Origin of the sequence: Neotabrizicola paludis (genome assembly GCF_044142105.1) — a bacterium.
Classification (GTDB): Bacteria; Pseudomonadota; Alphaproteobacteria; order Rhodobacterales; family Rhodobacteraceae; genus Pseudogemmobacter.
This window is the reverse complement of sequence record NZ_JBGTYM010000007.1, coordinates 122,366-144,975: the sequence shown is the minus strand read 5'-3', so window position 1 is coordinate 144,975 and position 22,610 is coordinate 122,366. Positions and strand designations below refer to the sequence as shown.

General features: G+C 65.0%; 24 protein-coding genes. 7 read left to right on the top strand and 17 right to left on the bottom strand.

The features are described 5' to 3' along the window. Position 1: 1 nt before the first annotated feature. Positions 2-1,132, top strand: coding sequence for a polysaccharide biosynthesis/export family protein (locus ACED67_RS15370; RefSeq protein WP_395542592.1), 1,131 nt, complete (start codon positions 2-4; stop codon positions 1,130-1,132). Positions 1,133-1,141: 9 nt separating this feature from the next. Here ACED67_RS15370 and ACED67_RS15365 read toward each other — a convergent pair whose 3' ends face one another. The 4 genes from ACED67_RS15365 to ACED67_RS15350 are packed head-to-tail and all read right to left on the bottom strand — an operon-like array spanning position 1,142 to position 3,425. Further along, the gene (locus tag ACED67_RS15365) at positions 1,142-1,588 is read right to left on the bottom strand and encodes a MarR family winged helix-turn-helix transcriptional regulator (protein WP_395542591.1); all 447 of its coding nucleotides are present in this window, start codon (positions 1,586-1,588) and stop codon (positions 1,142-1,144) included. Continuing rightward, on the bottom strand, positions 1,585-2,415 hold the full coding sequence (locus ACED67_RS15360; protein WP_395542590.1) for a carbon-nitrogen hydrolase family protein: 831 nt from the start codon (positions 2,413-2,415) through the stop codon (positions 1,585-1,587). The genes ACED67_RS15365 and ACED67_RS15360 overlap by 4 nt, the downstream gene beginning before the upstream one ends. Then, positions 2,415-2,672, bottom strand: a complete 258-nt coding sequence (gene grxC / locus ACED67_RS15355) for a glutaredoxin 3 (protein ID WP_395542589.1) — start codon at positions 2,670-2,672, stop codon at positions 2,415-2,417. The genes ACED67_RS15360 and grxC overlap by 1 nt, the downstream gene beginning before the upstream one ends. Before the next feature lie 36 nt (positions 2,673-2,708). Continuing rightward, entirely contained in the window at positions 2,709-3,425 is a 717-nt protein-coding gene (locus ACED67_RS15350; RefSeq protein WP_395542588.1) for a double zinc ribbon domain-containing protein, read from the bottom strand. A 30-nt stretch (positions 3,426-3,455) separates the two neighbouring features. On the opposite strand from ACED67_RS15350, the gene ACED67_RS15345 reads away from it, so the two are divergent. Further along, on the top strand, positions 3,456-4,310 hold the full coding sequence (locus ACED67_RS15345; protein WP_395542587.1) for a methyltransferase domain-containing protein: 855 nt from the start codon (positions 3,456-3,458) through the stop codon (positions 4,308-4,310). A gap of 47 nt (positions 4,311-4,357) precedes the next feature. Then, entirely contained in the window at positions 4,358-5,422 is a 1,065-nt protein-coding gene (gene hemH / locus ACED67_RS15340) for a ferrochelatase (protein ID WP_395542586.1), read from the top strand. Between the two features lie 67 nt (positions 5,423-5,489). On the opposite strand, the gene ACED67_RS15335 is transcribed toward hemH, so the two are convergent. Then, positions 5,490-5,669 (bottom strand): hypothetical protein, encoded by a 180-nt coding sequence (locus tag ACED67_RS15335; protein ID WP_225027926.1) that lies wholly within the window; start codon positions 5,667-5,669, stop codon positions 5,490-5,492. A 145-nt stretch (positions 5,670-5,814) separates the two neighbouring features. Continuing rightward, entirely contained in the window at positions 5,815-6,396 is a 582-nt protein-coding gene (locus ACED67_RS15330) for a L,D-transpeptidase (RefSeq protein WP_395542585.1), read from the bottom strand. Positions 6,397-6,606: 210 nt separating this feature from the next. Here ACED67_RS15330 and dalA point away from each other — a divergent pair, with 210 nt between their 5' ends. Further along, on the top strand, positions 6,607-7,122 hold the full coding sequence (gene dalA / locus ACED67_RS15325) for a divisome-associated lipoprotein DalA (protein ID WP_508436223.1): 516 nt from the start codon (positions 6,607-6,609) through the stop codon (positions 7,120-7,122). Positions 7,123-7,143: 21 nt separating this feature from the next. On the opposite strand, the gene ACED67_RS15320 is transcribed toward dalA, so the two are convergent. The 7 genes from ACED67_RS15320 to hslO form a co-directional block, all read right to left on the bottom strand. Beyond that, positions 7,144-7,635: a L,D-transpeptidase family protein gene (locus tag ACED67_RS15320; protein WP_395542584.1), complete on the bottom strand. Its 492-nt coding sequence runs from the start codon at positions 7,633-7,635 to the stop codon at positions 7,144-7,146. Positions 7,636-7,727: 92 nt separating this feature from the next. Then, complete coding sequence (locus ACED67_RS15315; RefSeq protein ID WP_395542583.1) at positions 7,728-8,954, bottom strand: class I SAM-dependent RNA methyltransferase; 1,227 nt, start codon at positions 8,952-8,954, stop codon at positions 7,728-7,730. Beyond that, a complete protein-coding gene (locus tag ACED67_RS15310) occupies positions 8,951-10,807 on the bottom strand; it encodes an ABC transporter ATP-binding protein (RefSeq protein WP_395542582.1) in 1,857 nt (618 codons plus the stop codon). Before ACED67_RS15310 ends, ACED67_RS15315 begins: the two co-directional genes overlap by 4 nt. After that, on the bottom strand, positions 10,804-12,663 hold the full coding sequence (locus tag ACED67_RS15305; protein ID WP_395542581.1) for an ABC transporter ATP-binding protein: 1,860 nt from the start codon (positions 12,661-12,663) through the stop codon (positions 10,804-10,806). The genes ACED67_RS15310 and ACED67_RS15305 overlap by 4 nt, the downstream gene beginning before the upstream one ends. 167 nt (positions 12,664-12,830) lie before the next feature. Then, positions 12,831-13,985 (bottom strand): CCA tRNA nucleotidyltransferase, encoded by a 1,155-nt coding sequence (locus ACED67_RS15300; protein WP_395542580.1) that lies wholly within the window; start codon positions 13,983-13,985, stop codon positions 12,831-12,833. Beyond that, positions 13,982-14,569: a CoA pyrophosphatase gene (locus ACED67_RS15295; RefSeq protein WP_395542579.1), complete on the bottom strand. Its 588-nt coding sequence runs from the start codon at positions 14,567-14,569 to the stop codon at positions 13,982-13,984. The genes ACED67_RS15300 and ACED67_RS15295 overlap by 4 nt, the downstream gene beginning before the upstream one ends. After that, positions 14,562-15,548: an Hsp33 family molecular chaperone HslO gene (gene hslO / locus ACED67_RS15290; protein ID WP_395542578.1), complete on the bottom strand. Its 987-nt coding sequence runs from the start codon at positions 15,546-15,548 to the stop codon at positions 14,562-14,564. The genes ACED67_RS15295 and hslO overlap by 8 nt, the downstream gene beginning before the upstream one ends. Positions 15,549-15,629: 81 nt before the next feature. Here hslO and ACED67_RS15285 point away from each other — a divergent pair, with 81 nt between their 5' ends. Beyond that, a complete protein-coding gene (locus tag ACED67_RS15285) occupies positions 15,630-16,073 on the top strand; it encodes an NUDIX hydrolase (RefSeq protein WP_395542577.1) in 444 nt (147 codons plus the stop codon). Here ACED67_RS15285 and ACED67_RS15280 read toward each other — a convergent pair. Next, on the bottom strand, positions 16,061-17,311 hold the full coding sequence (locus ACED67_RS15280) for a PP2C family protein-serine/threonine phosphatase (protein WP_395542576.1): 1,251 nt from the start codon (positions 17,309-17,311) through the stop codon (positions 16,061-16,063). The genes ACED67_RS15285 and ACED67_RS15280 overlap by 13 nt on opposite strands. Positions 17,312-17,488: 177 nt before the next feature. Here ACED67_RS15280 and ACED67_RS15275 point away from each other — a divergent pair, with 177 nt between their 5' ends. Both ACED67_RS15275 and ACED67_RS15270 read left to right on the top strand, forming a co-directional pair. Next, a complete protein-coding gene (locus ACED67_RS15275) occupies positions 17,489-17,818 on the top strand; it encodes an Hpt domain-containing protein (protein ID WP_395542575.1) in 330 nt (109 codons plus the stop codon). A gap of 173 nt (positions 17,819-17,991) precedes the next feature. Then, complete coding sequence (locus ACED67_RS15270) at positions 17,992-20,382, top strand: thiamine pyrophosphate-binding protein (RefSeq protein ID WP_395542574.1); 2,391 nt, start codon at positions 17,992-17,994, stop codon at positions 20,380-20,382. Here the strand turns inward: ACED67_RS15270 and ACED67_RS15265 are convergent. From ACED67_RS15265 to ACED67_RS15255, 3 genes are all read right to left on the bottom strand, one after another. Continuing rightward, positions 20,379-20,843 carry an Lrp/AsnC family transcriptional regulator gene (locus ACED67_RS15265; protein ID WP_395542573.1) on the bottom strand — a complete coding sequence of 155 codons (465 nt, stop codon included), beginning with the start codon at positions 20,841-20,843 and terminating at the stop codon, positions 20,379-20,381. The two genes, ACED67_RS15270 and ACED67_RS15265, sit on opposite strands and share 4 nt — an antisense overlap. 22 nt (positions 20,844-20,865) lie before the next feature. Next, positions 20,866-21,426: a flavin reductase family protein gene (locus ACED67_RS15260; protein ID WP_395542572.1), complete on the bottom strand. Its 561-nt coding sequence runs from the start codon at positions 21,424-21,426 to the stop codon at positions 20,866-20,868. 104 nt (positions 21,427-21,530) lie between these two features. After that, positions 21,531-22,574: a flagellar basal body P-ring protein FlgI gene (locus ACED67_RS15255; RefSeq protein WP_395542690.1), complete on the bottom strand. Its 1,044-nt coding sequence runs from the start codon at positions 22,572-22,574 to the stop codon at positions 21,531-21,533. Between the last annotated feature and the right edge of the window lie 36 nt (positions 22,575-22,610).

Below are 22,610 nucleotides of genomic sequence, written 5' to 3'. Positions count from 1 at the left end.
AATGACGACACGCCCCTTGATCGGCCTGACCGCCGCCCTTTCCTTGTGCCTCGTCGCGGCGGGATGCAACCCGCCGAAAGGTGCCGGACAGGCAAGCCAGATTCTCAAGGGTGCCCAGGATGTGGCCGCGGATTTCGCGGTGGTCCATATCACGCGCGAAACCGCGAGCGGGATCGCAAAATGGCCCGGAAACGGTGACTCCTCGGGTGTTTCCGGCTGGATCAGCCGATCGCGCGGCCCCGCCAGCAACCTGATCGCCCCAGGCGACCGGCTGGATCTGACGGTCTGGGAAGCTGGGGAAAGCTCACTTCTCTCCGTGCCCGGGCAGAAGATCGTCGCCCTGCCGGGGGTGACGGTCTCGCCCGATGGCACGGTTTTCCTGCCCTATGCGGACCAAGTCTATGTTGCGAACATGACGCCTGACGAAGCGCGCAAGGCTGTTCAGGACAAGCTTGATCCGATCGTTCCCTCGGCACAGGTGATGATCGCCCATACGCCGGGGCGCAAATCGACGGTCGATCTGGTCAGCGGCGTGGCAAAACCCGGAACCTACCCCCTGCCTGACCGTGACTTTACCGTTCTGGGCCTGTTGTCGCTGGGCGGCGGGATTCCGCCCGGGGCCGAGAACCCGCAGGTGCGCCTGCAACGCGACGGCAAGCTTTACGGCATTTCGGCCGAGAAGCTGCTCAAAGATCCAAAGCTCGACACCACCTTGCGCGGTGGCGACAAGGTCTATGTCGAAGAGGACGATCGCTACTTCCTGGCGCTGGGCGCGTCGGGCCGCGAGGCGCCGGTGCCCTTCCCGCGCGACCGGGTGACGGCGCTTGAGGCGCTGTCGCTGACCGGGGGGCTGAATGACAGCCGCGCCGATGCCAAGGGCATCCTGATCCTGCGCGACTATCCCGACAGCGCCCTGCGCAGCGATGGCAGCGGGCCGCAAAAGGACCGCGTGATCTTCGTGATCGACCTGACCTCGGCCGACGGGCTGTTCAGCGCGGGTGAATTCTACATCCAGAACAAGGATGTGGTCGTGGTGGCGGAAAGCCCGGTGGCGGCGACGGCTTCGGTTCTGGGGATCGTCAGCGGCGTGGTCGGAATCGGCCGTACGACACAGCTGATCACCGAGCAATAGACAGGTTGCTTAGCCTTCGCCCTCAAGCCGGGCGCGCAATTCGCGCAGCACAGGCAGGACGGCCCGAACGCGGTCGGCGCCCAGCTTTTCCACCACATCGGCGATCAGCGGCGCGACCGATTGAACGGCGGCATCGCGGGCGGCGCGGCCCGCGGGGCTGATCGCGACGAATTTCTGGCGCGCATCATCCCAATCAGGGCGGATATGGACATGGCCCGCCCATTCCAGCCGCGCCAGCGTGTTGGTCATCGCGCCACGCGTCACATGAAAGGCGCGGGCCAATTGTGCCGGGGTGCGCTCTTCCGCGACCCGGGCGAGGTGGTTCAGCACCGAGAATTGCGAGATTTCCATCCCCTTGGGCAAAGCCTTCGAGATGCGGTTGCGAGCGATCTGATCGGCCATGAACAATTCGCCGAACAGGGCAACGGCAAGCTCATCGTTGCGTTCGCTGCTCATGGCCCGGTGATCTTTCGGTCATGGGTCAGCGAAGGCACGCGGGCGCGGGCCTGATCGACCCGGGCAAGGTCGAGATCGACGAAGAAGACCCCTGGGTCGCTGCCCGCATCCAGCAGAACCTCGCCCCAGGGCGCCACGGCCAGCGAATGGCCATGGGTGCGACGGCCCTTGCCCCGGGTCTCGGCGTGAAAGCCGGTCTGGGCGGGGGCCAGGACGAAGCAGCCGGTCTCGATGGCGCGGGCGCGCAGAAGCGGCTCCCAATGGGCCGCGCCGGTGATGTGGTTGAAGGCAGCGGGAACGGTCAGGATCTGCGCCCCCGCCTGCGCCAGACGGCGATAGAGATAGGCAAAACGCAGGTCGTAGCAGACGGTCATTCCGATCGCGGCAAAGGGGGTCTGCGCCACCACGGCGGCAGAGCCGGGCCGGTAGCCCGCGCTTTCGCGATAGATCTCGGTTTCCGACACGTTCACGTCGAACATGTGGATCTTGTCATAGCGGGCGGCGACGGTGCCATCCGGCGCGATCAGGAAAGAGCGGTTGGCAAAGCGGCCATCCGCATCGGTCGTGGTCAGGCCCAGCGAGCCGATCAGAAGCCAGATCCCCGCCTCTGCGGCTGCCGCACGCAGACCGGCCAAGGTCTCGTCCTGGGCCTCGGGTCGGAAGATCGCATGCTGATGCTCACGCGACGAGGACAGGCCATTGGTCATCTCGGGCGTCAGGACAAAGCCCGCCCCGCCCGCGACGGCGGTTTTCACATGCGCCAGCGTGACCGCCAGATTGGCGGCGGGATCGTCGGTAACGTTCAGCTGGATCAGAGCCGCACGCATCAGGCGGCCAGCATCGGATCAAGTTTGCCGCGGGCGTCCAGCGCGTGCAGGTCATCGCTGCCGCCGACATGCTGGCCGCCGATGAAGATCTGCGGCACGGTATGGCGGCCATGGGCACGGGCCATCATCGCCTGACGCTGGGCGGGATCGCCGCTGACATCGATCTCGGTGAAGGCCACGCCCTTCTTGGCCAGCAGCCGCTTGGCAGCCACGCAATAAGGGCACCAGGGCGTGGTGTAGATTTCGACTTTCGGCATCGCAGGATCCCCGTGTTCGGCGCGAACTATAGGGATTTAGGCATCCTTCGCAACGCGGGTAAGGGCAAGGACGCAGACCGAGCTTGCACCGGCGGCAAGGCAGGTCTCGGTCGCGGCGGCGAAAGTGGCGCCCGAGGTCATCACGTCATCGACCAGAAGCACGGGCCTGCCCGCCAGCGCGGCGCGGCGGCGGGGGTGCAGGCGGAAAGCGTTCTGGATATTGGCGAATCGACCTTCGCGGTCGCGACCCTCCTGGCTGCCGGTGTTGCGGGCCCGGATCAGCGCATCGGGGCAATGGGCCAGCGCCGCCTCTCGTGCCAGCGCGGCGGACAGAAGCGCGGCCTGGTTGTAGCGCCGCCGGATCATCCGCCACCAATGCAGCGGGATTGGCACGACCACCGTGTCGGGCTGGAGCAGGGGCCGCGCCGCGCGGTGCAGCCATTGGGCGGCAGGCCGGGCAAGGTCCATCCGGTCGCCATGTTTCAAGGCCAGGACAAAGCGGCGGGCATTTGCGTCATACAACATTGCCGCCCTGCCCGCCTGCCATGGGCGGGCAATGCGCAGACAATCATCGCACAGGACCTCGCCCTCGTCCGGCGTGCCGGGCAAGGGTGTGCCGCATTTGTGGCAGGTGAGGCCGGTGATGAAGGGCGTGTCGCGCCAGCACTCGGCGCAGAGTCCGAAATCCGAGGCGACAAAGGCCTCGCAGCTTATGCATTGCGGCGGATAGATCGCGCGGATCAGTGCTTGCATCCGCGCCCCGCCCGCCTATCGTCCGCCGCCATGATGCCGCCCGCCCCCCCTGCCCCGCTTCTGACCGATCGCAAGGCGCTGGACGCCCATCGCCGCCGCGCCCTGGCCCTGCCCGACCCTGCGCTTTTCCTGCAGGAAGCGGTGGTCGGCGATGTTCAGGAAAGACTCGGCGCGGTTAACAGAACCTTTACGGATGTGGCCGTGGTCAGCGGTTTTCCAGGTTTGTGGCAGGCCGCCTTACCACAGGCGCGGCTCATCGCCGATACGGCGGTGCTGGACCTTGAGGAAGCGTCGCAGGATCTGATCATCCATGCCATGTGCCTGCACTGGGCCGACGATCCGGTCGGACAATTGGTGCAATGCCGCCGGGCGCTGCGGCCCGACGGGCTTTTGCTGTGCCTGTTCTTCGGCGGCCAGACCTTGCAGGAGTTGCGGGCCGCCCTGGCCGAGGCCGAGAGCGTGGTCATGGGTGGGCTGTCTCCCCGCGTCCTGCCCATGGCCGAAATCCGCGAGGCAGGCGCCTTGCTGCATCGTGCGGGCTTTGCGCTGCCGGTGGCAGACAGCGACACGCAGACCGTCAGCTATCGCGACGCCTTTCATCTGATGGCGGACCTGCGGGCCATGGGCGAGGGCAATGCGCTGGCGGCCCGGTTGCGCCGCCCCTCGCCCCGTCGCCTCTTCCTGCGCGCAGCGCAGATCTATGCGGCAAATTTCGCGACCGGAGATGGCCGCGTTTCCGCGACGTTCGAGACGATTTGCCTGACCGGCTGGGCGCCGCACGAAGGCCAGCAGAAGCCGCTGCGCCCCGGCTCGGCCGCACAACGGCTGGCCGACGCGCTGAATGTGACGGAACGCCGCCTGCCCGACAGTTCGGCGGGCGGTTGACCCCGCGCGACGGAAGTCTATCTGGGGCAAGAGCAAGGAGAGACGCGATGAGCGACAGCGATATGCCCGGGGTCGGACGCCTGGCCCATGCCCCGGCAGACCATCCGCCCGTCAAGCGGGCGAAGATCGGCGTTCTGCTGGCCAATCTGGGCACGCCCGACGGCCATGATTACTGGTCGATGCGGCGCTATCTTTCCGAGTTCCTGTCGGACAAGCGGGTGATCGACTATCCGTCCTGGAAATGGCAGCCGCTGTTGCAGACGGTGATCCTGGCCAAGCGGCCCTTCACCTCGGGCGCCAATTACAAGCTGATCTGGAACGAGGCGGAGAATGAAAGCCCATTGATGACGATCACCAAGGCGCAGACGGCGGCCATCGCGGCCGCGCTGAAGGCCCGGCACGGCGACAAGCTGATGGTCGATTTCTGTATGCGCTACGGCAACCCCTCGACCGCCAGCAAGGTGAAGGCAATGGTCGCGGCGGGCTGCGAGAAGATCGTCTTTTTCCCGCTATATCCGCATTATGCCGGTGCGACATCGGCCACCGCGAATGACCAGTTCTTCCGCGCGCTGATGGAGGAGAAGCGTCAACCCGCCGCGCGCACGGTGCCGGAATATTTCGACCACCCGCTTTACATCGAGGCGCTGGCGCAATCGGTGGAACAAGCCTGGGAAGCGGCGGAGGTGAAGCCGGAAAAGCTGATTGCCAGCTATCACGGCATGCCCAAGCGGTATCTGATGCAAGGCGACCCCTATCACTGCCAGTGCCAAAAGACCACGCGGCTGTTGCGCGAAAGACTCGGCTGGGCGCCCGAGATGATCGACACGACCTTCCAGTCGGTCTTCGGGCCCGAGGAGTGGCTGCGGCCCTATACGGTGGAGCACGTGGCTGCGCTGGCGAGACAGGGCCACAAGCGGATCGCGGTGATCGCCCCGGCCTTTTCGGCCGATTGCATCGAGACGCTGGAAGAGGTCAACGGCGAGATCCGTGAGAGCTTCACCCATGCCGGGGGCGAAGAGTTCACCTATATTCCCTGCCTGAATGACACGCCCGCCCATGTCGAAGCGCTGGTCACGGTGATCGAAGAAAATCTGGCGGGCTGGCTGCGCTGAAGGGCCGGCCCGGAAATGAAAAGGACGGCAGCCGAAGCTGCCGCCCTTTCCGAAGTTCTACTCGAACTTAGTTCGAAGCCACGGCGGCAACGATCACGAGCAGCAGGAGCGGCACCAGGATGCCGGCCGACGACGACGAGGTCGCAGCCTTGACGACTTCCGGTTCCATCACCGGCTCGGCCATGCCACCAGCGAAAGCGGTGGAAGCGGCGACCGAGAGCGCGGCAGCGAGCGCGAGTTTCTTCATGATAACCTCCAGTTATTGCGTCCTGTCTGGGTTGCAGAGGCGACAGGGCGCATCGATCTGTTCCTCGTGAGTCCAGTCTTAAGCAGCACGCCCGCAGAAATGCAATTGCAGGCACGCCCTTAGCCACAGCTTGGCAAGCCTGTCGTCAAATTAGCAACACCTGCGTGCCAACTTTGGCCATGCCAAACAGTTCTTCGATGTGCTCATTGTACAAGCCGATGCAGCCGTTGGAAGATTTTCGGCCGATCTTGCGCGTGTCATGCGTGCCGTGGATGCGGTAATAGGTCCAGCTCAGATACAATGCGCGGGTTCCAAGTGGATTGTCCGGCGCGCCGCCCTCGACCACGTCGGGCCATTCGGGATTGCGTTCCTTCATCGAAGGAGTCGGGCGCCATGGCGGGTTGACGACCTTCTGCACCACTTCGGTACGACCGCGGCGGGTCAGTTCCTCGGAGAGCGGCACCGAGGTTGGATAGAGGCGATAGATCGACTGATCCTCGGACCAGAAATGCAGCGCGCGCGAGACAGTGTCGACCAGGATCGCACCGTTGCGAGTGTTGTCGAAATAGCCCTGCCAGTCCAGCATTCGGAAGCTGGAGATGTTGTTGCGGATCGGAGAGGCGGCAACCGGCGTGGCGTCCTGAGCCACGGCGGGAAGGGCCGAAACCGCCAGAGCGGCGGCGGCAGAACCAAGAAGAACGCGGCGGGAAGGCCGGTCGGCGGTCATTTCAGTCTCCTGCTGGGAAGGGGGCAATTGCGGAATAGGGATATTTTTCGGCGGCAACCTACGCCTTTCCACAGCAAACCGCAAATCACCGGCCTGTGCTTGCGCAGGATCACGCAGACGCGATGTGGGCAGGGGTTTGCCTGTACCGCCCGCATTGGGTAAAGGAGGGCGGAATGGCCCGCATCCGGGCCCAAGAAACCGGTGAGACGCATGAACAGACGCGAGTTCCTTATCGTTCTGCCCGCCATGGGCCTGGCCGGCTGCGTATCCGGCGGTGACAAGGTGCTTGTTGGCCCCGATGGCCAGCCCCTGCCGCAGGTCTATAAGATTACCCCCGCCGTGGCGCAGGAAATTCCCTATCGCTTCCTTGATTCCGTCAACTCGCTGCGCGGCGCCAAGGCTCTGGCCCCCCTCAGCTTCAACGCCCAGCTCAATGCAGCCGCCGAGACGCATTCTCGCGACATGTCGGTGCAGAACCGGCCGTGGCATTTCGGCTCGGACGGCTCATCGCCGCTGACGCGCGTGCAGCGCGTGGGCTTTACGGGCAAACTGGTGGGCGAGCTGATCTCGGAAACCTACCAGACCGAGCTTGAGACGCTGTCGGCCTGGATGGCGCAGGATGACACGCGCGGAATCATCATGGATCCGTCGGCGCGGCTGCTGGGCCTTGCCTGGTATCAGGAGCCGAGCGGCAAGATCTGGTGGACAGCCGTGACCGGCGCGTGAGGCGCCGGTTTTCCTTCCGTCTTATGGCAGGATCACGATCGGCGTGCCCGGCTTGACCATGGAGTAGATCACTTCCATCTGCTTGTCGGTCACCGAGATGCAACCGGCGGTCCAGTCGCGCTGGCGGATCTTGGTGGTCGGGCCGCCATGGATCATGATGTCGCCACCCGGCGTCTTGCCCATGGATGAGGCATAGGCCGTATCGCTTTCATTCGGATAGTCGATGTTCAGCGACAGGTGATAGCGCGAGTTCGGATTCTTGTAGCCGATCTTGTAGCTGCCTTCGGGCGTCTTGCCATCGCCCTCGAACTCCTTGTGGCCGACAGGGGCAAAGCCCAACGCGATGTCGTAATCCTTCAGCACCTTGTCATTGTGCAGCAGATACATCTTGCGATTGGCCTTCTGCACCTGGATCGCGGTGACCTCGGGTCCGTTATAGGTGCGGAACTTGGAACTGCAGGCCGAAAGACCCACAACCGCAACCAACAAAAGAAGAATCCGTATCGCCCGCATGTCCGGCCCGCCCGCAGAATTGCCTGTCGTCTTTTGAAACTGCCTTAGCGGATTTTGGGTTGTCTCGCCAGCGGCGGGGCACTGCCGGCGTCTCACGGCTTCGTGAAACGCGCGACCAGTTCGACATGGACCGACCAGCGGAACTGGTCGACGACCTGCACCCAATCCAGCCGGTAACCGCCCGCGGTCAGGATGCGGGCGTCGCGAGCGAAGGTGACCGGGTTGCAACTGACCATGGCGATCACGGGAACCGCGCTGACGGCCAGCCGTTCGGCCTGGGCCTCGGTGCCGGCGCGGGGCGGGTCGATCGCGACGCCGGTCAGACCCTTCAACTCTTCGGCTTCCAGCGGGCGACGGAAGAGATCCCGGGTTTCGACCGTGATCCGGCGCAGCCCGGGCGTGGCGCGCGCGGCACGGTCCAGCGCGCCGGTCAGGGCGGCATCGCCTTCGCAGGCCAGCACTTCGGCGTCAGCGGCCAGAGGCAGGCTGAAGGTGCCAAGGCCGCAGAACAGATCAGCCACCCGTTTCTGCGGCCCGAGCGCTTGCTTTACCAAAGAAACCAGCGCGGCCTCGCCCGCTTCTGTCGCCTGAAGAAACGCACCGGGGGGAAGGCTGGCGCGGGCCGGGCCAAGCGCGACTTGCGGTTCGGCACTTTGGGCGACGACCTCGCCCTCCCAGCTTAGCCGGGCCAGGCCGTGCTGGTCTGCCAGACGCGCCAGCTCCATCTTCTGCATCGCATCCAGCGGTTTGCCGCCCGTGACCGCCACATCCGGGCCGGTCAGGCTGCGGGTCACGGTCAGCGCCTGTTCGGTGCTGCGTGAGCCGCCAAAGACGACCAGAGCCTCAAGCGCGGGGAGGGTTGCCATCAGGTCGGGCTGCAGAAGCTGACAGTTCGGCACCCCGACGATCATGTCGCGGCCCCGGGCGTGGAAGCCCAGAAGAGCGCCGCGCTTGGTCCTGCGGCCCGACAGGGTGGCACGGCGGCGCGACCTGGATGGCGACGTGACGACCGGGCCAAGGAAGAGCGCCTCTAGGCCCTGTTGCGCCAGCGCCTGCCGCACGACGCCCTGCTTGAAATCAGCCACGAAAGGATCGGCCGCATGCTGCAACTGGCAACCGCCACAGGTCTTTGCATGCGGACAGGGCGGGCGGACCCGGTTGGGGCTGGGGGTCAGGATGCGGATATCGGCCAGGGTGTCGCCGTCCAGCCGCCCTTCAGCCTCTTCGCCGGGCAGAAGGCCGGGGGCATAGATCGGCCCTGCCTCGCCCCGCGCGATGCCATCGCCCAGATGGCCCAGCCTTTCGACGGTGATTTTCACTCGGCAGCCTCGGATTCTTCGTCATCCGTGCCCAAGAATCCACCGGACTGTCGATGCCAATAGCGTGCATAGAGACCATTTTTCGCCAGAAGCTGCTCATGCGAGCCCTGTTCGACGATGCGGCCCTGATCCATCACCACGATGCGGTCCATGGCGGCGATGGTCGACAGGCGGTGCGCGATGGCGAGCACGGTCTTTCCGACCATCACCCGCTCCAGCGCCTCTTGGATGCTGGCTTCAACCTCGGAATCCAGGGCCGAGGTCGCCTCGTCCAGAACAAGGATCGGCGCATCCTTCAGGAAGGCGCGGGCCAGGGCCACACGCTGGCGCTGGCCACCCGAAAGCTTGACCCCACGCTCGCCCAGAAAGGCCTCGAACCCCTTGCGGCCCTTGTGATCGATCAGGTCATGCACAAAGCCCAGCGCCTCGGCGGCCTCGGTCGCCGCAATGATCTCGCCTTCGGTGGCATCGGGGCGGCCATAGGCAATATTGTCGCGCGCCGAGCGGTTGAACATCGCGGTTTCCTGCGTGACCATGCCGATCTGGCGGCGCAGGCTTTCCTGCGTGAGCTTGCGCAAATCCCGGCCTTCCACCAGAACCGCACCCTCTTCAGGATCGTAAAGCCGCAGCAGCAGCGCGACGAGGGTGGATTTTCCCGCCCCCGACGCGCCGACGATGCCGATCTTTTCGCCCGCCGCGATGGTCAGGTCGATATTCTGCACGCCGCCGCGCTGGCGGCCATAAGCGAAGGTCACATGATCAAAACGGATCTCGCCCTTGATGCGCGGCAGATCCTGTGCATCAGGCGCGTCGGCCAGCGCATGCGGGATTGACAGCGTGCGCATCCCGTCCTCGACCTCGCCGACCGAGGTGTAGATGCCCATCAGCGTGAAACTGACCCAACCCGACATCTGCGCGATCCGCATCGCCACCGCCCCCGCGGCCGCGATATCGCCCGCGGAGGCCACGCCCTGCTGCCACATCCACAGGCTGCCGCCGATCAGCAGGACCGGCAGAACCCCCGCCAGCGTCATCAGCGACAGGCGGAACCAGGTCGAGATCACGCCGAATTCCAGCGAGGTTTCGCGGAAAACTTCCATCGCCTGAAGGGCAACGCGGTCTTCAAAAGCGGCATGGGCAAACAGCTTGACCGTCTTGATGTTGGTGATCGTGTCGACGACCTGCCCCGAGACCATGGCCCGGCTGGCGGCGCGGGCGGCCGAGTTCACCCGAATGCGCGGCATGAAGAAACGGATCAGCAAGATATAGGCGACCAGCCAGACCATCAGCGCCAATGCGATGCGCATGTCGACCGCGATCAGGAAAATGATCGATCCGATAACTGAGGCCAGCGCGAAGAAGACGGTGTTGATGACTTCGGTCGCGGTGTCGGTAACGGCACGGGCCGCCTGCATCTGTTTCTGCGCGATGCGGCCGGCGAAATCGTTGTCAAAGAAGGTTACGGCCTGGCCCAGCGTCCAGCGATGCAGCCGCGACAGGACCAGCGGCATGACATTCGGGCCGACGACAATGCTGTTCGAGGCCGAGGACAGGCCAAAGGACAGCGGCCGCAGCACCATGTAGAAGACGAGGAACCACAGGATCAGGTCCCAATGCGCGGCGAAAAAGCCGGTGGTCGGTCCGCTGACCGCCGCATCGACCACCCAGCCCAGGATCAGGGCCGAGATCACCTCGGTCGCGCCAGCCAGGGCCGACAGTGCCCCCGCAACCCCGAGCATCGGCCAGGAGCCGCGCAGGCACCAGCGCATGAAGGCGCCCAGCTTCTGCGGCGGCGGGCCATCGGCTGGGCGGAAGGCGTCAATCGTGTCGCCCAGACGTTGGACCAGGCTCACTCCGCCGCCTCCCCCTCCAGATCTGCGTCCAGACCGATGAAACCACCCGATTGCCGCGCCCAGAAGCGGGCATAAAGACCGCCTTTGGCCAAAAGCTCGGTATGCGGGCCATCTTCCACCACGCGGCCCTCCTCAAGAACGACGATCCGGTCCATTGCCGCAATCGTAGACAGGCGGTGGGCAATGGCAATCACCGTCTTGCCCTGCATCACGCCATAGAGAGCCTGCTGGATCGCGGCCTCGGCCTCGCTGTCCAAAGCGCTTGTCGCTTCGTCCAGGATGAGGATCGGCGCATCCTTCAGGATGACCCGCGCAATCGCAACGCGCTGCCGCTGTCCGCCCGACAGTTTCACACCGCGCTCGCCGACATGGGCATCATAGCCCTTGCGGCCCTGCGGGTCTTCCAGCGTCAGGATGAAGTCATGCGCCTCGGCCCGCTTCGCCGCAGCGATCACTTCTTCTTCACTGGCGCCGGGGCGGCCATAGAGCAAGTTGTCGCGGACCGAGCGGTGCAGAAGCGAGCTGTCCTGCTGCACCATGCCGACCTGCGCCCGCAGGCTGTCCTGCGTGACCTGGGCGATGTCCTGCCCGTCGATCAGGATCCGGCCGCTTTCGCAATCGTAGAAGCGCAGCATCAGCTTGACGAGCGTGGACTTGCCCGCACCCGAGCGACCGACGACGCCGATCTTCTCGCCCGGTCTTACGGTCAGGCTGACATCCTGCAAGCCGCCAAAACCGCGGCCGTAGTGGTGGCTGACCTTCTGCAATTCGATCCGGCCATCGGTCAGGCGCAGCGGCTCGGCAACGGGGGCGTCGACCAGCGAGATCGGCTGGGTGATCGTCTCCATCCCCTCGGCCAGCGTGCCAAGGTTCTGCACAAGGTTGGTCGAGGCCCACATGATCCAGTAGGTCATGCTATTGAGCCGCAGCACCAGCGCAACCGCCGTCGCCACGACCCCCACGCTGGCCGTGCCCTGATACCACAGGATCAGCGCCCAGCCCGAGACGCCCAGGATCATCAGCCCGTTGATCGCGGTCAGGACCATGTCCATCACCGTGACGATACGCATTTCCTGCTGGAAGGTCTGGCGCGACGCCTCGATCGCCTCGCGCGCATAGGCAAGCTCCTGGTCCTGATGCGCAAAAAGCTTGACGGAATGAATGTTCGTATAGCTGTCGACGACCCGCCCCGTCACAGCGGAGCGTGCGTCGGAACTGGCCGTCGCGGCGGGGCCGGCGCGGCGGATCGTCCAGCGCATCAAGGCAAGATAGCCGAAAAGCCAGGCGAAAAGCGGAATCAGCAGGCGGGTATCTGCCCCGGCCAGCATCATCGCCGCGCCAAGGAAGGTGGTGGCGGCGAAGACCGCCATGTCGAAGACTTGGAACACCGCCTCGCCCGCCGCGGGCGGCGCCTGCATGATGCGGTTGGCGATGCGCCCGGCGAAATCGGATTCGAACCAGCCGACAGGCTGGCGCAGTACATGGCTGTGCGCGCGCCAGCGCATCATTGTGCCGAAATTCGTCAGGATCGTGTTGTGCAGCAGCGCCACCGCCCCGCCCGCCACCAGGGGCCGTATGGCAAGGACGACAAAGGCCACCACGGCCAGTTCGATCGCGTGATCGGACAGGAATTGCTGCGGCGTCGCTCCGGCCATCTGGTCGATCAACCGGCCCAGATACCAGATCAGGCCGACATCCAGCACACCATTGATGATCGACAGGGTGCCCGTCGCGACAAAGACCTTACGGAACGGCTGCACATATTCGCGCAGGAAGGGCCACATTTTGCGCGGCGGTGCATCCGTGCGCGGATAGGCCATGTAAGGGTCGACGAGATTTTCGAAGAAGCGGAACATCGGAAGGGCTCCTGACGAGCTAAGACGACAGCAATTTTGGAAAGAGGCGGGTCTGAGCGAACCGCCAACAGGATCGGTCCGGTCAATTGAGACGGGGCGGGATCCTGATTTCCATGCTGCGCTTCTCCTTCGATATTCGTCGTACCTAGCCGATCTGCGGCGGCTTGTCACGCCCCAGAATTCTTCAGGAGCTCTTCCTTGCCGATGCGTAGACCACTGTGAAGCCACAGCTTCTCAAGCGCCCTAAGCCGCGCGCCCAAAGCAGGGCCCTGCAATGCTGGCATCAGGTCGGCGGCAGAAACCGGGAATGTCGCCGCCGCGCCGCGCGCCACCTCATCCTGCCAGCCGGGGCCGGGCGGCGTGCCGGTCAGGGCGGCGCGCAGAAGAACGGCATCGGCACCACGAGACGCGCCATGCCGCCAGGCCAGCGCGGCGGGCGACTCGTCTTCGCCAAGGCTGTCGCGCAGCGCCGCAAGGTCGCGCGCTTCGGCATTCGACAGGCGCAGGCGCTCTGCGGCGTCTTCGCCGCCCAGAGCGGCAAGACGGCGCGTCGCATCCGGCGCCCGGCCTTCTTCCAGATGGACCAGAACCGGCAAGGCGCGAGCGTCGGCCCCGGGCAGGATCCGCGCCAGAACGCCCGCAGCCGACATGGCGGCAACGGCGGGCGCGGGGTCGGGGGCAGACAGGAGCTTGCGCATCTCGGCACCGGTCCTTTCGCGCGAAAGGGTATCGATTCCGGCGGCAAGCCCGGCGCAGGCGGCAAGTCCCTGGGGATCAAGCCCCTCCTCGGGATCGCCATACCAGGCGTGAAAGCGGAAGAAGCGCAGGATGCGCAAGTAATCTTCGCGAATGCGGGCCTCGGCTTCCCCGACAAAGCGCAGACGGCGGGCAAGAAGATCGGGCAGGCCGCCCAGCGGGTCGATCACGCTGCCGTCGGCACGGGCATAAAGCGCGTTCATGGTGAAATCGCGCCGGGCGGCATCTTCCTCGATCCGGTCGGAAAAGGCCACGACAGCCCGTCGACCATCGGTTTCCTCATCGCGGCGGAAGGTGGTGACCTCATAGGGATGGCCGTGGGCCACGACCGTCACCGTGCCATGCTCTATGCCCGTGGGTATGACCTTGAAACCCGCCTTCCGAGCCAGATCAGACACGGTTTCCGGCCTTGCATCCGTGGCGATATCGACATCGGCGACCGGCGCATCCAGTAGCGCATTGCGCACACAGCCGCCCACAAACAGCGCCTGGTGGCCCGCGCCTTCCAGAAGGCGGCACAATGCCTGGCTGCCGGCCTCGTTGATCCAAGCGCCTTTGACTTTCATGCCACGGGCGCCTTTGCGGCAAGGCTGTATAGGATGCGGGCCGTCGCACCCCAGATGTAATAGGGGCCCCAGGGAACGGTATAATAGCGCCGCATCTGGCCCTGCCAGCGCCGCGACTGGATGCTAAAATTGTCCGGATCGATGAGATGGGACAGCGGCACCGCGAAGACCTCCTCCACCTCGCCCGCCTCGGGGCGCGCGGTGAAGGGCCGGTGGATGTGGCCGACAAGGGGTGTCACCAGAAAACCAGTCACCGTTTCATGCGCGGGCAATGTGCCAAGGATATGCACATTCTCGGTCGGCAGGCCGATCTCTTCCTGCGCCTCGCGCAGGGCGGCGGCCGCGAGGCTGGCATCCGTCGGATCCAGCTTGCCGCCCGGGAAGGCGATCTGGCCGGGATGATGCTTCAGATGCGAGGACCGCTTGGTCAGCCAGACACCCTTGCCCGGCTCATAGGCCAGAAGAACGGCCGCCGGGCGCAGCTTGCGGCCCGGCGGCAATTGGATCGCCGGATTCAGGTCGAAATCCGACGAGTCGCCCGAAGCGAGCGCGCATGCGCTTCGCAGCAGGGCAAGTTCAACCATTCTTGGCCTCGAAGCCCAGCGTTGCCGGGTCCATCTCGTAATGCGCGCCGCAGAACTGGCAGTCGGCGGTGACGATGCCGTCGGGCGTCGTCATCGTCGCGATGTCCTTCTGGCTGTAGATCGACATGGTGTTGCGCACCTTGTCTTCCGAGCAGGAACAGCCAAAGCGCACCGGCTGGGCCTCGAAGACCCGCGGCTCATCCTCATGGAACAGCCGGACCAGCAATTCGGTCGGCGCCACCGACGGCCCGATCATCTCGATCTCTTCCACTGTATCCAGCAGAAGATTGACGCGGTTCCAGTCATCCGATGCCGCGCCCGACAGGATATCGGCATGGGTCAAAAGCCCCCCGTCGCCGCTGCCGCCCTCGGCGGCGACGCCGCCATGCTGCGGCATGTGCTGCAACATGATGCCGCCCGCGCGCCAATGCTCGGGCCGACCCGGCTCGGTCGAACGGCCATAGGCCAGCGAGAAACGGGTCGGCAACTGTTCCGACTGGGCGAAATACGTCTCGGCGCAGGCGGAAAGGCTGCCGCCGGCAATGGGGGTAAAGCCCTGATAGGGCTGCATGCCTTCGCCCTGATCCAGCATGACCGCGAAATAACCCTGGCCGATCTGGCTGAACGGATCTTTGGTGTCGGCCGCCAGCCGGTCGGCATCGAAACTGGCATAGGCGCGGATGCGGGCGGGTTCGCCATCGGCCTGCGGACCATAGTAATCGGTCGCGATCAGACGCGCAGGGCCATTGCCGCGGATTTGCAGCGACAGTTTCCAGCGCAGCTTGATCGTCTGACCGATCAGCGCGGTCAGAAGCGCCGTCTCGGCCACCAGCGCCTCGATCGCGGGCGGGTAGGCGTGTTGTTTCAACACCTGATCCAGCACTCCGTCCAGCCGTGCAACACGACCCCGGATGCCCGAGGCATCAAGCTGAAAAGGCAGGACAGTGTCGTCCCAGGCGAGTTGGGTTCCGATGGCCATGAGGGGGTTTCCTAACGGTGCCGTGTCTGGCAATTGGGGGCCTATATAGGCGCATCCCGCGCCCTGACCAAGAGGCGACCCATGATCCGCCGTTTCGGCGAACCCGTCCGCCCCGGACAGCGCTATCGCCGCCGCCCCGGCGTCTATGCCGTGATCCTTCAAGGCGACAGCATTCTGGCCACTCACCAGATGGAACCGGTGCCCGAGTTTCAGCTTCCCGGCGGCGGGATCGACAAGGGCGAACATCCGATCGCGGCGCTGCATCGCGAGATCTATGAAGAAACCGGCTGGCGGGTGGCGATCGACCGGCGCCTGGGCGCCTTCCGCCGCTTCACCTATATGCCGGAATACGATCTCTGGGCAGAAAAGCTCTGCGCCGTCTACCTCGCCCGCCCGGTCCGCCGTCTGGGCCCGCCGACAGAGCCGGGCCATACCGCGTTGTGGTTGCAGGCCGAGGCAGCGCTGGATCTGCTGGGAAATGATGGCGACCGCGCCATGCTGTTGCAGGCGCTTCAGCCGCGATAATCAATCACGATCCCCGAGACATCGTCGGGAAAGCGGTCATTTCCAGCGAAATCGGCAAGATCCCACACCAGCGCCTCAAGCAGCGCGGCGCTGTCCAGATCGCGCAAGCGGGCCAGCATCCGCGCCAGACCGTCCTCGCCCAGGTCAAAGCCGCCTTCGCCGGGACATTCGGTGATGCCATCTGACATCAGGAACAGCCGGTCGCCGGGGCAGAGTTTCAGCGTGGAGCCCTCATATTCCGCGCCGGGGATCAGCCCGACCGGCAGACCGCCACGGCCCGCGCGCTCAATTCCGCCCTCCCGGCGCAGGATCACCGGATGCGGGTGCCCCGCCTGCGCCAGACGGACCGTGCCATCGCGCAGATCGACCTCGGCATAGGCCATGGTGAAATACTGCTCGACCTGAATTTCCTCGAGCATGAGGCGGTTGAAGGCGACCATCAACTCGGCCGGGGTGCGCACCGCCCGGCTGCCATCGGGCATAAGCTTGAATGCCATGTTCTGGTCAGGCGACGCGCCCGACAGATAGCTGGCCAGCCGCGCCGTCATCATCGCCGAGGCGACACCATGGCCCGAGACGTCGACGGAATAGACCGCCACACGATGCGCATCGATCTGGAAGCTGCCGACCAGATCGCCACCGACATGACCCGAGGCGCGAATCATCAGGGAAACCTCGGCGCGGCCATAGCTTCGATGTCGTTCGCGGACGAGCGTCTGCTGAAGTTTGCGCGCCTCGATCAGATCGCGGTCGAGCGAATCGTAGAGTCGTTGCAATTCGTCCAGCGTCTGCGCGACGACACGGTTCTTTTCGACCAGTTCGGCCTGCATCGAGAGGATCCGCATCCCCGCGCGCAATCTGGCGCGCAACTCATCGCTGCTGACCGGCTTGGGCACGAAATCATCGGCCCCGGCTTCAAGGCCGTCGGCGATTTCGGCCTTTTCGGATTTCGAGGTCAGAAGGATGAAATAGCCATAGGCCGAACGGGGCAAGGCACGGAATTGCTTGCAAAACTCTACCCCGGTCATACCCGTCATCATCCAGTCGCTCAGGATGATGTCCACGCGTTCCCGTGCGCAAAGGCCCAGCGCCTCTTCGCCCGAGGCACTTTGCAGCACCTCATAGCCCCAACGGCGCAGATAGACGGCCAGAAGCTGGCGCTGGGCGCGGCTGTCATCGACGACCAGAACACGGGCGGCTTGCGCCACGATGCCCTGCGTTTCGGTGGAATGTTTCACTCTCGCAGCGCCCTGCACAGCCCGTCACCTGGTTCAACCTGCAAGATCAATGCACCAGCCCCCTTAAGGCGAGGTGAAGCGTAAAATTGGCCGGGACCGGCCAAGCCGGGCTTACCGATTGTTAAGGCGACGGTGGAATTTTGGCCCCGGGTGCGATGCCGCAAGGCGGAGGGTGTGATGATCGATTGGGAGCGGCTCAACGAGCTGCGTGATGAAATTGGGCCCGAGGATCTGGCAGATGTGGTCTCAGTCTTCCTGGATGAGACCGATGAGGTCATTTCCACAATTCGCGGGCTCGGGCCGGATCAGATGGAATCCCGCCTGCATTTCCTGAAAGGGTCGGCGCTGAACCTTGGACTGACCGCCTTTGCCGACCTGTGCCAGGAGGGCGAGAAACGCGCCGCCGCCGGCCTGCCCGATCCGGTCGACCTGGACCGGCTGGTGGCGCTGTATCACAGTTCGAAGACAACCTTCCTTGGGGCTTTGGCGCAGGGCACCGCCGCCTAGGTTGGTCGTGTGACAGTACAGCATCTGACGACGCGACGACGATCGTTGGTTGAATCACGCGAAGCATGAAGGTTTCTTGCTGAATTCCTTCAACGGAACGGCTTCGGTCGTCGATCTTTGCCCGAAACCCATGCCTTTGATCTGCTAGTCTTTCCGCGAGTCAGGAGGACGGAATGACAGGGATATCGGCGGATCAGGCGGCGCAACTCAAGATCGTCGAACAGCGGCTTCTGTGGCTGTCGCATTGGATGATCCACAATGCCAATCACATTCGGCCCAAGGTGGATGGAATCAAGATCGGTGGGCATCAGGCCTCGTCCGCTTCGATGGTCTCGATCCTGACCGCGCTCTATTTCTCGGCCCTGCGCCCCGAAGACCGGGTGGCGGTCAAGCCACATGCCTCTCCCGTCTTCCATGCCATGCATTACCTTTACGGCAATGTCAGCCGCGAGAAGATGCAGAACTTCCGCGGCTATGGCGGGGTGCAAAGCTATCCCTCGCGCACCAAGGACGGCGATGATGTCGATTTCTCGACTGGTTCCGTGGGTCTGGGTGTCGCGGTCACCGCATTCGCCAGCCTGATCCAGGATTATGTCCGCGCCAAGGACTGGGGTCGCGACGCGCCGCAGGGCCGGATGATCGCGCTGATGGGCGATGCCGAGCTGGACGAGGGCAATATCCACGAATGCCTGCAGGAAGGCTGGAAACACGATTTGCGCAATTGCTGGTGGGTGGTGGATTACAATCGCCAATCCCTGGACGGCGTGGTCCATGAAGGGCTGTGGAGCCGGATCGAAGGCCTGTTCACCGCCTTCGGCTGGGATGTGGTGCGCCTCAAGCACGGCGTTTTGCAGCGCTCCGCCTTTGCCGAACCGGGCGGCGAAAATTTGCGCGACTGGATCGACCGTTGCCCGAACGAGCTTTACTCTGCGCTCACCTTCCAGGGTGGCGCGGTCTGGCGCGCGCGGCTGACCGAGGATCTGGGCGATCAGGGCGATGTCTCGGCGCTGATCGACCGGCGCAACGATGACGAACTGGCCGCTCTGATGGAGAACCTGGGCGGCAATTGTGTGGAAACCCTGGCCGACGCCTTCGCCGCCGTCGATCATGACCGCCCGACCTGTTTCCTCGCCTATACCGTCAAGGGCTGGGGAACGCCGATCGCCGGTCACAAGGACAACCATGGCGGCCTGATGACCAAGGCGCAGATGGCCGACTGGCAGACGCGGATGGGCGTGGCGGCGGGCGAGGAGTGGGAACCCTTCGCCGCCGTCCAGGACGCCAAGGCGCTCCAATCCTTCCTGCGCCAAGTGCCCTTCTTCGCAGCTGGCCCCCGCCGTCTGCATGACGCGGCCCTGCCCGTTCCGGCCATCGCGATCTCGTCCGAACGCGAGATTTCCACCCAGATGGCCTTTGGCAAGATCCTGGACGATCTGGCCCGCGGCGACAGCAGCCTGGCCCAGCGTATCGTCACCACCTCGCCCGATGTGACAGGCACGACCGGGCTTGGCCCCTGGGTCAACCGCCGTGGCCTGTTTGCCCGTGCCGCCCGCAGCGACACGTTCCGGGAAAGAAAGATCGCCTCGACCGCGAAATGGGATGCCGCGCCTTCCGGCCAGCATATCGAACTGGGCATCGCCGAGATGAACCTCTTCCTGCTTCTGGGCGCGGCGGGCCTGTCGCATTCGCTGTTCGGCAAAAGGCTGATCCCGGTCGGCACGGTCTATGATCCGTTCGTCTGCCGTGGTCTCGATGCACTGAACTATGCCTGCTATCAGGATGCGCGCTTCCTGATCGCGGGCACGCCGTCAGGCGTGACGCTGGCGCCGGAAGGCGGGGCACATCAGTCGATCTCCACGCCGCTGATCGGCATGGCGCAAGACGGGTTGGCGGCCTTTGAACCGGGTTTCGTCGACGAGCTTGCCGTCATCATGGAATGGGCGTTCGATTACCTTCAGCGCGATGGCGAGGGCGACCCAGATGAGCGCACCTGGCTGCGCGACGAGACTGGCGGTTCGGTCTATCTGCGCCTGTCGACCAACCCGCTGGAACAGCCCGGCCGCCGCCATGACGATGCCTTCCGCCGCGGCGCGGTTGACGGCGCCTATTGGCTGCGCCCGCCGGGGCCGAATTGCGATGTGGTGATCGCTTATCAGGGCGTCGTCGCGCCAGAGGCCATCGCCGCCGCTGGCGCCATCGCCGAAGCGCGCCGCGATGTGGGCGTACTGGCCGTGACCTCGGCTGACCGGCTTCATGCCGGCTGGAACGCCGCCCAGCGCGCCCGGGCGCGCGGAAACATGTCGGCACTGTCGCAGGTTGAACGGCTGTTGCAGCCTCTGCCGCGCGATTGCCATCTGGTCACGGTGATCGACGGCCATCCCGCCACGCTGTCCTGGCTGGGCGGCGTTGCGGGCCACCGCACCCTGCCGCTGGGCGTCGAGCATTTCGGCCAGACCGGCACGATCGGCGATCTGTACCGCCATTTCGGCATCGACCGCCGCGCCATCGCCGAACGCGCTCTGGCGCTTACGGCCGGGCGGCCGATTGCGACGGTGTGGGCCTAGATCAGCCGCGACTGGCGCCCCTTGACGCGGCGGATCGGGATCGAGCTTTCCAGGGATGCCACGCCCGGCACCTTGGTCAGCCTCCCGGTCAGGAACTGCTCATACTCCGCCAGACCCGAGACCGCTATGCGCAGCATGTAGTCGCGGTTTCCGGTCATCAGCCAGCAATCCACCACTTCAGGGAATTGCGCGATGGCGGCTTCAAAGCTGACCAGCCGGTCGTCGACCTGGCGATCCAGCTGGACCGAGACGAAGACGGTAAAGCCAAAGCCCATCCGCGCCTCATCGATCAGCGCGGCATAGCCGCTGATATAGCCCATTTCCTCAAGCCTGCGCAGGCGGCGGGCGCAGGGCGTGGGCGACAGCCCGACCCGTTCACTCAATTCCTGATGGGTCAGCCGGCCCTCGCGCTGCAATTCGGCCAGGATGCGGCGGTCGATGGCGTCGATCTCTGTCGTCATGGTCGACCTCTGAATGGGTGTTTCAGCGAAACACGTCGCGGTTCTCGGCATCCAGCGGCGTCAGGCTTGTGGTGCCATCGGCGCTTTCCCGAAGCCGGTGCCAGCGGCGGTCCAGATAGATCAGCGATTCCAGCTCGGGCGCGCCGGCAAGGGTGGCCGCCGTGCCATCCAACAGCTCTGCCGTCACCACCGTCGCGCCGGGGACGATCAGAGTTCCGGCGACGCGGGCCAGAAACCAGGTTGCAACGCTTGTATAGCGCGGCGCCCCGTTGGGCAGCCGCTCCCAGGCGATATCGGGACCAAAGCGATCTGCACCAGACATGGCGCCCAACCGGGCCAACGGCAGATCGGCATAGCGCAGCAGGTGGATTACGATGGTCTCTGCCGCCAGCACTGCCGAGGTCGAGCTGGAGCGCGCCGAAAGCGAAAAGGCCACCATGGGCGGCTCGGCGCTGACCGAGATCAGCGAGGACACTGTCATCGCCACCGGGCCCAGCCCGGCATCGGCCGTGATCACCGCGACCCCGGCGGGGTGGCAGCGAAAGGCTTCGCGGAAGGCCTGCGACAGCGGCATCCCGGTCATTGCGCAACTCCTGACATCCGGGCCCGTTCGTGGCGCCCCGAAGCAGGTCTAACGGGTTCGGCGCGGGGTTGGAACCTCTCGCAACTGGCGCGCAGCCCGCACCGCTACTGGATCACGAATTCCGCGTGCAAGGCCCCGGCGGCGTTGATGCTTTTCAGGATGTCGATCATATCATTCGGCGCCACGCCCAGCGCATTCAGCCCGGCCACCACTTCCGAAAGGTTGGTGCCCCCCGGCACAAGGGCCAGACCGGTGCCGTCCTTGCTGATCGAGGCCGAACTGCGCGGGACAACCACCGTCTCGCCTTCGGCAAAGGGATTGGGCTGCACCACGAGAGGCGCCTCCTCGACCCGCAGGGTCAGATTGCCCTGCGCCACGGCGACCCGGCTGATCCGCACATCGGCGCCCATCACGATCGTGCCCGAGCGCTGGTCGACGACAACCGTCGCCTTGGTTTCCGGCTCGACCAGCAGGTTTTCGATCCGGGCGATGGCATGGGCCGGGTTTAGCCCGGTCCGGCCCAGGGTCAGCGTCACCGTTCCCGCATCCTCCATCGCCGCGACCCGCGCGCCGAATTCCGCGTTGATCACCGCCTCGATCCGTGCGGCGGTGGTGAAATCGGCGGTCTTCAGCGCCAGCCGCAGCGTGGTGACACCGCTGAAATCAAAGGGCACCTCGCGTTCCACCCGCGCGCCCGACGGAATGGTGCCCGCCGTCGGCACACCCTGCACCACGCGCGCTGCCTGACCCTGGGCCGAAATGCCGCCCGCGATGATCGTGCCCTGGGCGACCGCATAAATCTGCCCGTCCGCCCCGTTCAGAGGCGTCATCACCAGCGTCCCGCCCAGAAGGCTGGTCGCGTCGCCAATGGCCGAGACGGTGATATCGATCCGCGATCCGGCGCGGGAAAACGGCGGCAAGGATGCAGTCACAAACACCGCAGCGACGTTCTTGGGGCGGTAATCCTCGCCCGTGATGTTGACCCCCAGGCGTTCCAGCATGTTGGTCATGATCTCTTCGGTGAAGGGCGCGTTGCGCAAGCCGTCGCCCGTGCCGTTCAGCCCGACGACCAGACCATAGCCCACCAGATCATTGCCGCGCACGCCATCGACCTCGACCAGATCCTTCAGCCGGATCGGTTCGGCCATGGCAGGAAGCGCCAGGCACAGGAAAAGCAGGACCAG